Consider the following 12,397-nt stretch of genomic DNA (forward strand, 5'->3'; position numbering starts at 1 on the left):
ACTACTCTTTATCTTTTTTGATACCAAAAGGGGTCCAAACTATTTTTTTGTCCTTTACTTCTTTTCGAATCGCCAAGTTGGCCGCCAAAGATTCTGGCGTTTTGTAACCTCTTGGATGATCTAAATGTAAAACTATGGCTTTGTGCCGAATTTGTTTTCCTTTAATGCCGTTATTTTCCAAACGTTCACCAAATTCTCTATCCGGACCACCGTACTTCATGCGTTCGTCGTACCCGTTAATCGCAATCATGTCTTCTCTGAAACCCGAAGAATTACAGTTGTTGAATGACGCATTGGTTGGCGAGAAGAAATCTAAAATATTAGCCGATAAATCATTAGCTCCGATTTTTAATTTATTCGAAAGGTTTAATTTGTCAATGCTTTTCAACCATTTCAAATTAAAACATCTTCCGGAAAGTATATCGTCTTTGGAAATCTCCGAACTCAATTTCATTGATAACTTGCAGTAACCACCGGAAAGGAATTTTCCTTTTTCGGCATATTTGGCATGAATCTCGACAAAATCTTTTCTGGGAATACAATCACCATCAGTCATCAAAATATATTCGTTAGCCGCTTCCATAATCGCCACATTCAGGATTTCCTGACGCCGGTAACCCAAATCCTCGTGCCACAAATGACGCACCGGAACCGGATAATTTTTAGCATAACTATCAATCAATTCCTTAGTGGAAGATCTTGATCCATCGTCGGCAATAATCAATTCAAAATCTTTGTAAGTCTGAACGCTGTAGCCAATCAATACTTTTTCTAACCATTCTTCGGCATTGTAAGTACTAACGATAACTGATATTTTCATAAGAAGTAATTATGTTGCAAAGGTAATTATATTTTCAATTTATCAATCCCATTCTCGATTCGGATTACGTTGTGCTTTTTGTTGTAGCGCCGGATTTCCATATTTTGCTTGATTTTTTCTTCATCAGCATAGCCTCGAGCATGGTCTAAATGCAGGCAAATCGCACTGTACCGAATTTGTTTGGACAACATACCGTTATTGAACATACGTTCACCCAATTCTCGATCCATTCCGCCATAATCCATTTCTTCGTTGAAGCCGTTAACGTCTAAAATATCTTGCTTAAAACCCGATGAATTGTGTCCATTCCACGAGCGTTTGGTTGGTGTCAACCAATTCATAAATGCGGCAATGTATTTATTATGCGTGAGTTTGGAAACCTTAAAATTGGCTTTCAGCCCTAGTTTTAATAACCATGAAATTTCAAAACATTTTTGGCTTAAAATATCTTCGTCAACAATTGCTTTGGAAATACGCATCGGCAACTTAAAATAACCTCCGGAAAGAAAATAACCTTCCTGCTTTTCTTTGATATGAACGGCAACATAATCCTTTCGCGGAATACAATCGCCATCGGTAAAAAGCAAATAATCGGAATTGGATTTTAGGATCGCTTTGTTGAGAATTCTCGACTTCCGAAAGCCTTTGTCTTCGTGCCAAACGTGCACAATCGGGTATTGAAATCTCCCTTGAAACGTTGCAATAACGTCAGCCGTTTTGGCAGTCGAACCATCATCAGCAATTACCACTTCGAAGTCTTTTTCGGTTTGAACAATGAAGCCCAAAAGTACTTTGCGCAACCATTCTTCCGAGTTGTAAGTAGTAATAATGACTGATAATTTCATCTAAATATAAAAATGGAAATTACACTTTTTTGGGCAACCACCATTGGTTTTTTAGGAGTTTTTTTAAAGCAATATTCTTCGTAAAAGTAACCAATTGGCTTTTAGACTCAAACAAATTGATTATTTTTGGAAAAAAAATATGATTTTTGAGCATTACCTCATTACCAGATTCAATTTAAAAAATCCCAAGTGGAAGTTCACCAAGAACAACGAATTGCTTTTGAATGACCAATGGATGGATGAAAGAATCGAACTTTTTGCCAACTTTTGTCTGCCGTCAGTAGTCGCACAAACGAATAAAAACTTCAAGTGGTTGCTTTATTTTGACACTAACACTTCCGAAAAACACAAAGCACAAATTGCTCAATTAATCCAACCGCATTCGTTTATCGAAGCTTATTATATTGATGGTATGCCGATGTTGGTAGAATCGATTAGAAATTATATCACCACCAATGTTAAGTCGGAATACTTAATTACGTCCCGAATTGACAACGACGACAGCATCAGCAAGCATTTCATTGAAACCATACAGTCGAAATTTGGCCAACAAGAACATTTAGCCGTTGACGTAACTGCCGGATATACCTTGAATTTATCACCGGTGATGATTGGTAAAAAAGAACATTTGTTCAATCCGTTTATGAGTTTGATTGAAAAAAGCGCCAATGCCAAAACCGTTTGGTTCTACGACCATAATATGTGGAAAAAGGAAAAGAACATCATTCATTTATCAAGTCCAAGATTGTGGATGTCCAACATTCACGAGAAAAACAAAGTCAATGAATTTGACGGTTATGGGAACGTGAGTTGGGCCAAAGTGAGTGAAGATTTTATCCTTTCACCCGAAAAAAATGCCGAAATCGCGGCCAAAATAATTCCGCAATCAAAATGGTGGTATTTGAGTTTTAAGAACCAACTTTATGTTAATTTTGGCTTTTATTTAAAACTCATCAAAAAGAAATTAGGACTTTATAAAATCAAATAACAAATGAAAATTGTAATTCTCGCTGCCGGAATCGGCTCTAGACTTGGAAATCCATTCCCGAAACCGCTAACGACGCTCGATGACGGCAAAAGTATCATGGAGAAACAAATCGAAAACATTACGCAATACTTCGACATCAATGACATTTTCATCGTAGTTGGTTTTAAAAAAGAACTGATTATGGAACGCTTTGACGAAGTGGCATATGTGTACAATCCGTTATTTGATTGCACCAATACGTCTAAAAGTTTGTTGAAAGTCCTGAAAAAATTCAAAAACGAACCGGTACTCTGGTTCAATGGCGATGTGGTTTTTGATGCCAAATTGTTATCCGAATTGATGCCGGATATCAAAGCTAATAATTCTTTCGTAGCCGTAAATACTTCCCGAGTTTCCGACGAAGAAGTGAAATATACTTTGACCGATGGTTATATCGACGAATTGTCTAAAGTCGTGAAAAACGGTTTGGGCGAAGCGGTTGGCATTAATTTTATCGGTTCCAATGATTTGCAGCATTTCGTAACCCGTTTGGAAGAAGTCGATGACAATGATTACTTCGAAAGAGGTTTGGAATTAGCCATCCAATTGGACAATCTGAAAATCAAACCGATTGACATTTCTAAATACGATTGCATCGAAGTCGATTTCAAAGAAGATTTGGCGAATGCTAATCAATTATTGAAAAAATAATGAAAACAGTGCTCTTTTGCGAACATGCGTATGCTTTTGGAATATTAGAACCGATTGCCGATGTCTTGAAAGCAAAACAATACGACTATGTTTGGTTTACGACCAAAGCTTTAGCGCCTAAGTTTCCTTTTAAAAACGAACCGCATATCAGCAGCATGGCCGACTTGCGAAAGTTCAAAAGCGACTGTCTTTTCATTCCCGGAAATTACGCTCCGTTTTACATTCGTGGTTATAAAGCGCAAGTTTTTCACGGTTTGGCCGGAGAAAAAGCCTCGCATTTTAAAGTCAGAGGTTATTTTGATGTTTACTTAACTCAAGGTCCGTATTTCACCGAAAGATTCAACGAAATCAAAGGCAAACACCAAAACTTCGAAGTCATCGAAACCGGTTGGTGCAAACTCGATGTCTACGAAAAAAACAAAGCGAGTTATTTAGCTGAGAAAGCCGAATTACTTCAAAAACACCATGCCAAAAAACTGTTGGTCTTTGCTCCTACGCACAATGTCAGTATGAATTGCGCGCCATTTTTGACTGAAGAGTTTGAAAAATTATCGGCGAATAAAGACTATCTGATTGTGGTGAAATTCCACGATTTGACCAAGCCCGAAGTCATGACAGCTTATGAAGCATTAGCATCCAAACACGATAACATCGTGATGTCCAAAGATCCAAATATCAGCAAACTGATTTACATTGGCGACTTACTAATAAGCGATACGTCTTCTGTAGTATATGAATTTATTTTATTGGACAAACCGGTACTGACCTACAAATCAAAAGCAGAAAATATCCTTTGGGACGATGCCAAGGAATACACAAATCTGGAAGAAAAAGTCAAAGAGAATTTGACTATTGATAACTTCAAAGACCAAAGAGCAAAAGTCATCGCCGCTTACAATCCGTATCACGACGGCAAATCTTCCTTGAGAATGATTGAAGCCGTAGAAAAAATGATAGCCGAAAAAGGCGTACCTACATACCGCAAAATGGGACTCGACCGCATGATAGAATCGATTAAGATTTTCAATATAAAAAACCGTTAAATGAATCTCAACGAAGAAGTACACAAAGCTTTTGAAGTCATCCAAAATGGTGGCATCATCCTTTACCCAACCGATACCGTTTGGGGCATTGGTTGCGATGCTACTAATGTGGAGGCCATAAAAAAAATCTACGCGCTCAAACAACGCGAAGAAACCAAAAGCATGATTGTGTTGATGAATGGCGAAAAAATGATGTACAATGTTTTCAAAGAAATTCCTGAAGTCGCTTGGCAAATTTTAGATTTATCCGAAAAACCAACGACCTTAATTCTTGATAATCCCAGAAATGTAGCTGCTAATATTATTGCAGAAGACAAAACCCTTGGCGTGCGAATCGTGAAGGAACCGTTTTGTTTCAAATTGATGGAGCGCATGAAAAAACCATTAGTTTCGACTTCAGCAAATATTTCGGGAATGTTTACGCCAAAATCTTTTAAAGAAATTAGTCCCGAAATTATAAAGGGTGTAGACTATGTAGTAAATTTGCACCACGAAAAAATCTGCGACAAACCATCGACGATTATCAAACTTACGAGTGATAGTCAGGTGAAAATCATTAGAAAATAGTTTTCAGTAGCAGTCGCAGTTTTCAGAACAAAAAGCATGAATTATACCAAAGCATTAGACAATAAAATCTTCGAAATTATTTCAAAAGCTTCTCAAGAACTTAACTTGGAGAGTTATGTGATTGGTGGCTTTGTACGTGACTTTTTATTGCAACGCGATTTCAAAAAAGATATTGATATCGTGGCTGTGGGTTCCGGGATTGATTTGGCGCTGAAAGTTTCCGAATTGTTACCACACAAACCGAAAGTACAAGTTTTCAAAAACTATGGCACGGCGATGTTGCGTTATAAAGAAATCGATATTGAATTTGTAGGTGCGAGAAAAGAAAGTTATACCCAAGATAGTCGGAATCCTGTAGTAGAAAACGGCACTTTAGAAGACGACCAAAACCGCCGTGATTTTACGATTAATGCCTTGGCTTTTTCTTTGAATCCGAATAATTACGGTCAATTGATTGACCCTTTCAATGGTTTAACTGATTTGGAAAACAAACTCATCAAAACACCTTTGAATCCTGATATTACCTATTCAGATGATCCTTTGCGCATGATGCGTGCCATTCGCTTTGCGACGCAATTAAACTTCACCATAGAAGAAAAATCTTTGCAAGCCATTGCCGATAATAAAGACCGTATCAAAATTATTTCTGGCGAGCGAATTGTGGACGAATTGAACAAAATTCTCGAAACCCCGAAACCGTCCATTGGTTTTTTACATTTATACAAAACCGGCTTACTCGACATCATTTTGCCCGAATTGACCGCACTCAACAACGTAGAAGAAATCGAAGGGCATACGCATAAAAACAACTTCTATCACACGTTGGAAGTAGTAGATAATATTTGCCCGAATACCGATGATGTTTGGTTGCGTTGGGCAGCATTGTTGCACGATATTGGCAAAGCGCCAACGAAACGTTTCAATAAAAAACAAGGCTGGACATTCCACGGACATGAATTTTTAGGTGGCAAAATGGTGAAGAAAATCTTTGAAAGATTGCACATGCCGTTGAACCAAAAAATGAAATTCGTGCAAAAAATGGTGATGCTGAGTTCACGCCCAATTGTCTTGTCTGAAGACATCGTAACCGATTCGGCTGTACGTCGTCTGGTATTTGATGCTGGAGAAGATGTGGACAATTTGATGACGCTTTGTGAAGCCGATATCACTACTAAGAATCCAACGAAATTCAAAAAATACCACAACAATTTTGATATTGTTCGTCGAAAAATTATTGAAGTCGAAGAACGCGATCATGTGCGTCAATTTCAACCGCCCATTAGTGGTGAAGAAATCATGGTTCTGTTCAACTTACAACCTTCAAGAGAAATTGGGGTTTTAAAAGAAGCGGTAAAAGAAGCTATTCTAGAAGGAGAAATTCCGAATGAATACCAAGCCGCGTATAATTTTGTTTTGGCGAAAGCCGAGAAAATGGGTTTGAAGAGAGTTATTGAGTAGCTGAGTGGCTGAGTGGCTGAGCATGACCATTTTCTTAAAAAATTAATAAAATATTATAATTTGTTTTTAGTCGAAAAGACAAAGTCAACATAAATTTGCAACTCAAAAACTAAAAAGACTCAGTTACTCAGCCACTCAGTAACTCAGCGACTCAAAAAATATGAAAAAAGACAAATCAGTCATTTATTGGCTACTTTCCGGTTGTATTTTAGTATTTATTATGGTCGTAGTTGGCGGGATTACTCGTTTAACTAACTCGGGTTTATCCATGACCGATTGGCATTTGGTTACCGACACTTTTCCACCGATGAGTGAAGACAAATGGTTTCAAGCTTTTGAAGAATACAAAAAGTTTCCGGAGTACCAAAAAATCAATATCCACAATGATTTTCAATTGGATGACTATAAATTCATCTACTTTTGGGAATGGTTTCACCGTTTTATCGGCAGAGTAATTGGTTTGGTTTTCATCATTCCGTTTGTGTACTTTTTAATCAAAAAACGAATTGACCAAGACACTTTAAAAAAATGCTTTATTCTACTCGGAATGGGCGCTTTGCAAGGTTTCTTTGGTTGGTTTATGGTGAAAAGCGGTTTGGTTGACAATCCGGATGTGAGTCATTTCAGATTGGCGTTGCACTTGACTTTTGCGTTTATCACCTTTGCTTACACGCTTTGGGTTTCTTTGGATTTGATTTATCCAGAAAGAAAAGAAGTGATTGTTCCTTTGAAGAAGTTGGCCCGAATTACGATGTTTTTCTTAATCGCGCAAATCATTTACGGTGGTTTCGTCGCCGGATTAAACGCCGGATTAGTGCACAACCATTGGCCATTAATGAGCGACGGACAATTTTTTCACGACAGCATTGCTTTGGAAAAAGACAGTTGGTTACTGCGTTTCACCGAAGGTAAAAGTGGTGTGCAATTTGTGCACCGAACGATGGCTTACGTTGTCGTTGGATTAGTTTTATATTTGTATTTCAAAAGCAAAAAATATACGCTTTCAAACCAACAACAAAAGAGTTTGAATGCATTAGTGGTATTGGTTTTTGTCCAATTCGCTTTAGGAGTTTTCACGTTGTTGTATGCGGTTCCGCTTTGGTTGGGATTGGCACACCAAGTGATGGCCTTCTTTTTATTGACTGCGATGACTTATACGCTTCATCGTTTGTCAAAATAATACGCTTATCCTGACTATATTGTCGCAATTACCTTGTTTACTAACTTAAATGTCTAAACTTGCCGCTCAAGATAAATTTCTAGATTTATCCGATTACGGAAGATCTTTCGGGAGATTTTTCGCCCTTCAATTAAAAGATTCCCGCTTTACGCCTATTCATGTTACCTTACTTTTTGGGCTATCCGGATTGATTGCCATTTATTGCATATTGGTACACCAATACCTTTGGGCCGGATTTTTCATTCTCTTAAAATCCGGAATTGATGCCGCCGATGGTGAATTGGCCCGATTGAAAAATACGCCTTCCTATTCCGGAAGGTATTTAGACAGTGTGTTTGATATCATTTTGAACTTTATGTTTTTAATGGCGATTTGTTATGTTTCTGAAACCTCGATTTGGTTTACCCTTTTGGCTTTTATAGGGCTACAATTGCAAGGCACTTTGTATAATTACTACTATGTAATTTTGAGAAATAAATCGGTTGGAGGCGATAGTACCAGTAAAATTTTCGAATACAAAACACCCAAAGCTTTGCCGGGTGAGAGCCAAAAATCAGTCAACATCTTATTTAGCATTTACCAAATTGTATACGGTACCTTCGACAAAATCATCCACGCTTTAGATGCAGAAGCTTATAAGGTTAAAACCTTTCCCAACTGGTTTATGACCTTGCTTTCATTATATGGTTTAGGCTTTCAACTGTTAATTATAGCGGTGATGCTGCCATTGGGTTGGATTGAATTAATCGTCCCATTTTTTATTGCTTATACCATTCTAATCTTTGCTTTGATTGGGATTCGAAAGGTTTGTATTAAATAAAAAAGTCCCGATTTTATCAGGACTTTTTGGTTATGCTTTTTTCTTCGTTTTTATAGAACAACCGATGGCTTTGGTTTGTGCCGGCGTAGGTTCAGTTCCGTTGCTTAACGCTCTGATGGCATTTTCAAGATATTTTTCTTTAACGGCTGAGGCATCATCCGAATTGTCATCAATAGCACCAATGTATTTTACGATTAAGTTTTTGTCTAACAAAAATACATGTGGCGTTTTAGTAGCACCATATTGCGGATAAATCTTTTGGCCTTCATCTACTAAATAAGGAAAGGCAAACCCTTTTTCTTTGGCTTTAGCCTGCATTAACTCGTATGTATCTGCCGGTTGCGCTTCAGGATCATTAGGATTGATGGCTAACAAAACATATCCTTTTGGAGTGTATTTTTTAGCTAATGCATTGATTCGGTCTTCATATTTTATGGCAAACGGACAAGTGTTACAAGTAAAAACTACAATAAAACCTTTGGCGTCTTTGTAATCGGCCATGCTGTACATTTTGCCATCAACAGACTTTAATTTGAAATCGGTGGCTTTGTCTCCGGGTTGGTAACCATTGGATACAGTATTTTCTCCGACAAATAAACTGCTTAAGAATAGAATTAATAAGGGTAAAACTTTCATGGTGTAATTATTTAATTAAGATTGATAAATGAGTTAACATAGTCATTGAGCTCAGTAAAGTTCTCAAATTCGCGCTCGGAAAATAAGTGCTTTTTACCTTCTAAGAGTAAAGTAGCCGGAATGGCACCCGACCAATCCTTATCGATTTTAGACAACCAAGTATTATAATCTTTATCGCTTAGGAGCAATACCTCAGCGGTGATTTTTTTTCTTTCTATAAAGGGAATGAGCTTTTTTTCCAGGTCTTTTTGACTGTCGAGACTGACCAATAGTACTTTTACTTTTTTATTCTCTTGATGAAGTTGTTCAAAATAAGGCAATTCTTTGATACACGGTGCGCACCAAGTCGCCCAAAAGTTAATCACATAAACTGTATCATTGGCTTTAATTATAGCCTTTTCAAAATCGTCAAACTTTTCATAGACGGTTATTTGCGCCAAAGATATGTTGGCAAAAGTCAAGGTAAAAAGGATGGATAAGGTGTAAAGTAACTTCATTGGAGAGAATTAAGCATAACGAAGTTAATGAGTTAGAGTTTAGTTTGGAATTTACTTAACAAAATTTTACCAACTTTAACACCCATTTTGTCATTCGGCTTTCCTCTAAAAAGACGAAACAGAATGACAAAAAGGAAAAATAGCCTAAAAACCAACTTTTGAGCATTTTCAAGGCCTCACAGCCCTCAAACGAGCTTCGGACTCCCGCAAACGAGCTTCGGACTCACACAAATATTCTTCGGACGGCCACGAAAAAACTTCGGAAAGACAAGAATGCATTTCGGACATCCAATAACAAGCTTCAGACAACCAAGAAAGGATTTTTAACTCATACAAAACAGCTTCGGAGTTTAGAAATTGTGCTTCGAATGGTAATTGCAGTACTTTGGAAGATGTTTTGGCTAATAACCTCAAATAAATTTAAAACTAATGATGTATGAATCTTTTTTGAAAAAGTAATCTTTACAATAGACAATAATAAGTAAAACCTTTCGTTTACTTTAAATACTTAAACTCAAAGTCAATATGATTAAGTCTTTTTTAATTCTTCTCCTCTTACATGCTTTCCTCTTATTTTCTCAAAACCAAAGTCAATATCCCGATGTAATAATTGATTCCTACAACAGTACGACTAAAACAAAAGATGTTTTTTATGGAGGCTCAAAAGTTCCCTCAAGAAAAACAGTTATCGCTTTAGATTCTCTTTTCTATAAAAATGATTGTTTTATAAGTTTACCACAAGGAAGTTTTGTAGTAGTAGGTTTCACTAATAACTATATCATTGATGCTCCTAATCAAAATGATATTTTTATTGAAGAGGTCGGCGGTGCTGGAGAATATGCAGATGTGTTTGTAAGTTCTGATAATGTGCAGTATACGCTTTTAGGAATCGCTGGTAATGGAAGTGTGAATGAATTTGATTTAGCAACAATTGCCTATAAAAAACAAGTCAAATTCATTAAAATTATCGGGAAAGATAATAAAGGTTCCTCACCAGGATTTGATTTGGGAAGTGTCTATGGATTGCCCGGAGCCAATAAATATGAAGAGGTTGTAATTTTGGAAAGCGTACTATTCCAAACCAACAAATCCGTTTTATTAGAGCAGTCCTTTGCGTCATTAGATAAATTAGCCCTTCAACTTCTGACCAATAAATCAATAAAAATAGAAATAAGAGGCCATACCGATAATGTAGGCAAAGAAGCCAAAAATAAGCTTCTTTCAGAACAGCGAGCCAAAGCAGTTTTAAATTACCTTGTTTCAAAAGGTATTGATGCCAATCGTTTTACCTATAATGGATTTGGGAGTTTACAACCTATCGCTTCTAATGATACCGAAGAAGGACGTAATAAAAATAGGCGCGTTGAATTCTTAAAAACAGAATGAAAGTGCTACTTACCCCAACCACTCCTTAAAATCATTCACTCTTTCTCGCGTCACAACTGCTTTCCCAAAACTTTCCATTAAAAAAATTGTTTAATTACCAAATTTTGGTAACTTTACTTAAAAATGAGATTATCATGGGAAAAAACACCTCAATATCATTAGGCACTCATTTCGAAAGTTTTATTGAAACAACGGTTTCTAAAGGCCGTTTCAGTAATGCAAGTGAAGTTGTGCGTGCCGGACTTCGTCTTTTGGAAGAAGAAGAAAATCGCGTAATGGTTTTGCGCAATGCTATCCGTGAAGGAATTGATAGCGGTCGTGCTGTCGACTTTGATCCGAAAAAACATTTAGAAACACTGAAGTCAACAAAAAAGAATGGCTAAGTTTTACTTAACCAACAAAGCCGTTAAAGATTTAGGAGCTATTTGGCATTATACAGCAGAAACTTGGTCTGAAAACCAAGCCTCAATTTATTATAATTTACTTATTGATTCTTGCCAAGAATTAGCCAACAAACCCAATCAAGGTAAATCATACGAAGTCGTTGAAAAAAACATTTTAGGTTTTAAAACCGGAGAACACCTAATTTTTTACAGAATAATAGCTGTAAATGAAATCGAAATTGTTAGAATATTACACGGCATGATGGATTTAAAAAAACACCTATAAAACGCCTACCCCAACCACTCCTTAAAATCATTCACTCTTTCTCGCGCTACGATTACCTCATCGTCTTTATATGTCGGCAAAATGACTTTAAGCCTTGAATTGCTGTGCAACTGAATCTCTTTAATGGTTTTCATCGGGATGATGAATTTGCGCGAAACACGGTAGAAGTCTTTTGGGTCAAGTTCGGTTTCGAGTTGTTCCAAAGTGTTATCCAATAAATAATCACGATTGTCTAAAGTGTGTAAATAAGTGCCTTTGTTTTCGCTGTAAAAACATTCGACTTCCTCAATATTAATCATCTTCAACTGCTGTCCCATTTTAATGGTGAAGCGCTTTTTGTAGGTTCTGTCTATTGGGTTGACCAACATTTTTTTGATCATTTCAAAATCCAATGAAAGATTCGGCGCTGCGATATTTCTCGCTTTGAATTTATTGACGGCCGTTTCCAAATCGTCTTCGTCAATTGGTTTCAATAGGTAATCGATACTATTCAGTTTGAACGCCCGCAACGCATATTCGTCATAAGCCGTAGTAAAAATCACCGCACTTTTGATGTCAATATTTTCAAAGATTTCAAACGATAAACCATCGGACAATTGGATATCGAGAAAAATCAAATCGGGATGCGGATTCGAGTTGAACCAATGAATCGATTCTTCTACAGAATGTAAAAGTGTATTGATTTGCAAGCCTAGCTTTTCCACTTTGCGTTGGAGTAATCTGGCGGCGGGTTTTTCGTCTTCTATTATTATGATGTTCATTTTTCTTAAGGTTCTGAGGATCTTAGGTACTAAGGTT

At 36.9% G+C, this 12,397-nt stretch carries 15 protein-coding genes; 10 read left to right on the plus strand and 5 right to left on the minus strand.

Annotated elements, in window-relative coordinates; translation table 11 throughout:
• Position 1 precedes the first annotated feature (1 nt).
• The gene (locus ICG50_RS09155; RefSeq protein ID WP_187660612.1) at positions 2-820 is read right to left on the minus strand and encodes a glycosyltransferase family 2 protein; all 819 of its coding nucleotides are present in this window, start codon (positions 818-820) and stop codon (positions 2-4) included.
• Between the two features lie 26 nt (positions 821-846).
• Positions 847-1,665: a glycosyltransferase family 2 protein gene (locus ICG50_RS09160; RefSeq protein WP_187660613.1), complete on the minus strand. Its 819-nt coding sequence runs from the start codon at positions 1,663-1,665 to the stop codon at positions 847-849.
• Between the two features lie 94 nt (positions 1,666-1,759).
• Between ICG50_RS09160 and ICG50_RS09165 the strand changes: the two genes are divergently transcribed.
• The 7 genes from ICG50_RS09165 (at position 1,760) to ICG50_RS09195 (ending at position 8,411) form a co-directional block, all read left to right on the plus strand.
• Positions 1,760-2,653: a glycosyltransferase gene (locus ICG50_RS09165; protein ID WP_222940176.1), complete on the plus strand. Its 894-nt coding sequence runs from the start codon at positions 1,760-1,762 to the stop codon at positions 2,651-2,653.
• A gap of 3 nt (positions 2,654-2,656) precedes the next feature.
• Entirely contained in the window at positions 2,657-3,343 is a 687-nt protein-coding gene (locus ICG50_RS09170; protein WP_187660615.1) for a phosphocholine cytidylyltransferase family protein, read from the plus strand.
• Entirely contained in the window at positions 3,343-4,386 is a 1,044-nt protein-coding gene (locus ICG50_RS09175) for a CDP-glycerol glycerophosphotransferase family protein (protein WP_187660616.1), read from the plus strand. Before ICG50_RS09170 ends, ICG50_RS09175 begins: the two co-directional genes overlap by 1 nt.
• Positions 4,387-4,953: an L-threonylcarbamoyladenylate synthase gene (locus ICG50_RS09180; protein ID WP_187660617.1), complete on the plus strand. Its 567-nt coding sequence runs from the start codon at positions 4,387-4,389 to the stop codon at positions 4,951-4,953.
• A gap of 36 nt (positions 4,954-4,989) precedes the next feature.
• Positions 4,990-6,411, plus strand: a complete 1,422-nt coding sequence (locus tag ICG50_RS09185) for a CCA tRNA nucleotidyltransferase (RefSeq protein ID WP_187660618.1) — start codon at positions 4,990-4,992, stop codon at positions 6,409-6,411.
• A gap of 160 nt (positions 6,412-6,571) precedes the next feature.
• Positions 6,572-7,591 carry a COX15/CtaA family protein gene (locus ICG50_RS09190; RefSeq protein ID WP_187660619.1) on the plus strand — a complete coding sequence of 340 codons (1,020 nt, stop codon included), beginning with the start codon at positions 6,572-6,574 and terminating at the stop codon, positions 7,589-7,591.
• Between the two features lie 49 nt (positions 7,592-7,640).
• Positions 7,641-8,411, plus strand: a complete 771-nt coding sequence (locus ICG50_RS09195) for a CDP-alcohol phosphatidyltransferase family protein (RefSeq protein WP_187660620.1) — start codon at positions 7,641-7,643, stop codon at positions 8,409-8,411.
• A 30-nt stretch (positions 8,412-8,441) separates the two neighbouring features.
• Here the strand turns inward: ICG50_RS09195 and ICG50_RS09200 are convergent, their stop codons facing one another.
• Complete coding sequence (locus tag ICG50_RS09200) at positions 8,442-9,047, minus strand: thioredoxin family protein (RefSeq protein ID WP_187660621.1); 606 nt, start codon at positions 9,045-9,047, stop codon at positions 8,442-8,444.
• 11 nt (positions 9,048-9,058) lie between these two features.
• The gene (locus ICG50_RS09205) at positions 9,059-9,544 is read right to left on the minus strand and encodes a TlpA family protein disulfide reductase (protein ID WP_187660622.1); all 486 of its coding nucleotides are present in this window, start codon (positions 9,542-9,544) and stop codon (positions 9,059-9,061) included.
• A gap of 525 nt (positions 9,545-10,069) precedes the next feature.
• Here ICG50_RS09205 and ICG50_RS09210 point away from each other — a divergent pair.
• The 3 genes from ICG50_RS09210 (at position 10,070) to ICG50_RS09220 (ending at position 11,599) form a co-directional block, all read left to right on the plus strand.
• A complete protein-coding gene (locus ICG50_RS09210; protein WP_187660623.1) occupies positions 10,070-10,930 on the plus strand; it encodes an OmpA family protein in 861 nt (286 codons plus the stop codon).
• Between the two features lie 134 nt (positions 10,931-11,064).
• Positions 11,065-11,313 carry a type II toxin-antitoxin system ParD family antitoxin gene (locus ICG50_RS09215; protein WP_187660624.1) on the plus strand — a complete coding sequence of 83 codons (249 nt, stop codon included), beginning with the start codon at positions 11,065-11,067 and terminating at the stop codon, positions 11,311-11,313.
• Complete coding sequence (locus ICG50_RS09220) at positions 11,306-11,599, plus strand: type II toxin-antitoxin system RelE/ParE family toxin (protein ID WP_187660625.1); 294 nt, start codon at positions 11,306-11,308, stop codon at positions 11,597-11,599. The genes ICG50_RS09215 and ICG50_RS09220 overlap by 8 nt, the downstream gene beginning before the upstream one ends.
• A 5-nt stretch (positions 11,600-11,604) precedes the next feature.
• Here ICG50_RS09220 and ICG50_RS09225 read toward each other — a convergent pair whose 3' ends face one another.
• A complete protein-coding gene (locus ICG50_RS09225) occupies positions 11,605-12,360 on the minus strand; it encodes a LytR/AlgR family response regulator transcription factor (protein ID WP_187660626.1) in 756 nt (251 codons plus the stop codon).
• Positions 12,361-12,397: the final 37 nt, after the last annotated feature.

The organism is Flavobacterium buctense, from assembly GCF_014486695.1.
GTDB classification, from domain to species: domain Bacteria; phylum Bacteroidota; class Bacteroidia; order Flavobacteriales; family Flavobacteriaceae; genus Flavobacterium; species Flavobacterium buctense.

What these genes read in the sequence shown, in the direction of transcription:
- ICG50_RS09175 (WP_187660616.1), top strand. Translation starts at nt 3,343, where the DNA reads ATGAAAACAGTGCTCTTTTGCGAACATGCGTATGCTTTTGGAATATTA.
- ICG50_RS09185 (WP_187660618.1), top strand. Translation starts at nt 4,990, where the DNA reads ATGAATTATACCAAAGCATTAGACAATAAAATCTTCGAAATTATTTCA.
- ICG50_RS09170 (WP_187660615.1), top strand. Translation starts at nt 2,657, where the DNA reads ATGAAAATTGTAATTCTCGCTGCCGGAATCGGCTCTAGACTTGGAAAT.
- ICG50_RS09155 (WP_187660612.1), bottom strand. Translation starts at nt 820, where the DNA reads ATGAAAATATCAGTTATCGTTAGTACTTACAATGCCGAAGAATGGTTA.
- ICG50_RS09195 (WP_187660620.1), top strand. Translation starts at nt 7,641, where the DNA reads ATGTCTAAACTTGCCGCTCAAGATAAATTTCTAGATTTATCCGATTAC.
- ICG50_RS09190 (WP_187660619.1), top strand. Translation starts at nt 6,572, where the DNA reads ATGAAAAAAGACAAATCAGTCATTTATTGGCTACTTTCCGGTTGTATT.
- ICG50_RS09200 (WP_187660621.1), bottom strand. Translation starts at nt 9,047, where the DNA reads ATGAAAGTTTTACCCTTATTAATTCTATTCTTAAGCAGTTTATTTGTC.
- ICG50_RS09225 (WP_187660626.1), bottom strand. Translation starts at nt 12,360, where the DNA reads ATGAACATCATAATAATAGAAGACGAAAAACCCGCCGCCAGATTACTC.
- ICG50_RS09205 (WP_187660622.1), bottom strand. Translation starts at nt 9,544, where the DNA reads ATGAAGTTACTTTACACCTTATCCATCCTTTTTACCTTGACTTTTGCC.
- ICG50_RS09180 (WP_187660617.1), top strand. Translation starts at nt 4,387, where the DNA reads ATGAATCTCAACGAAGAAGTACACAAAGCTTTTGAAGTCATCCAAAAT.
- ICG50_RS09160 (WP_187660613.1), bottom strand. Translation starts at nt 1,665, where the DNA reads ATGAAATTATCAGTCATTATTACTACTTACAACTCGGAAGAATGGTTG.
- ICG50_RS09215 (WP_187660624.1), top strand. Translation starts at nt 11,065, where the DNA reads ATGGGAAAAAACACCTCAATATCATTAGGCACTCATTTCGAAAGTTTT.
- ICG50_RS09210 (WP_187660623.1), top strand. Translation starts at nt 10,070, where the DNA reads ATGATTAAGTCTTTTTTAATTCTTCTCCTCTTACATGCTTTCCTCTTA.
- ICG50_RS09220 (WP_187660625.1), top strand. Translation starts at nt 11,306, where the DNA reads ATGGCTAAGTTTTACTTAACCAACAAAGCCGTTAAAGATTTAGGAGCT.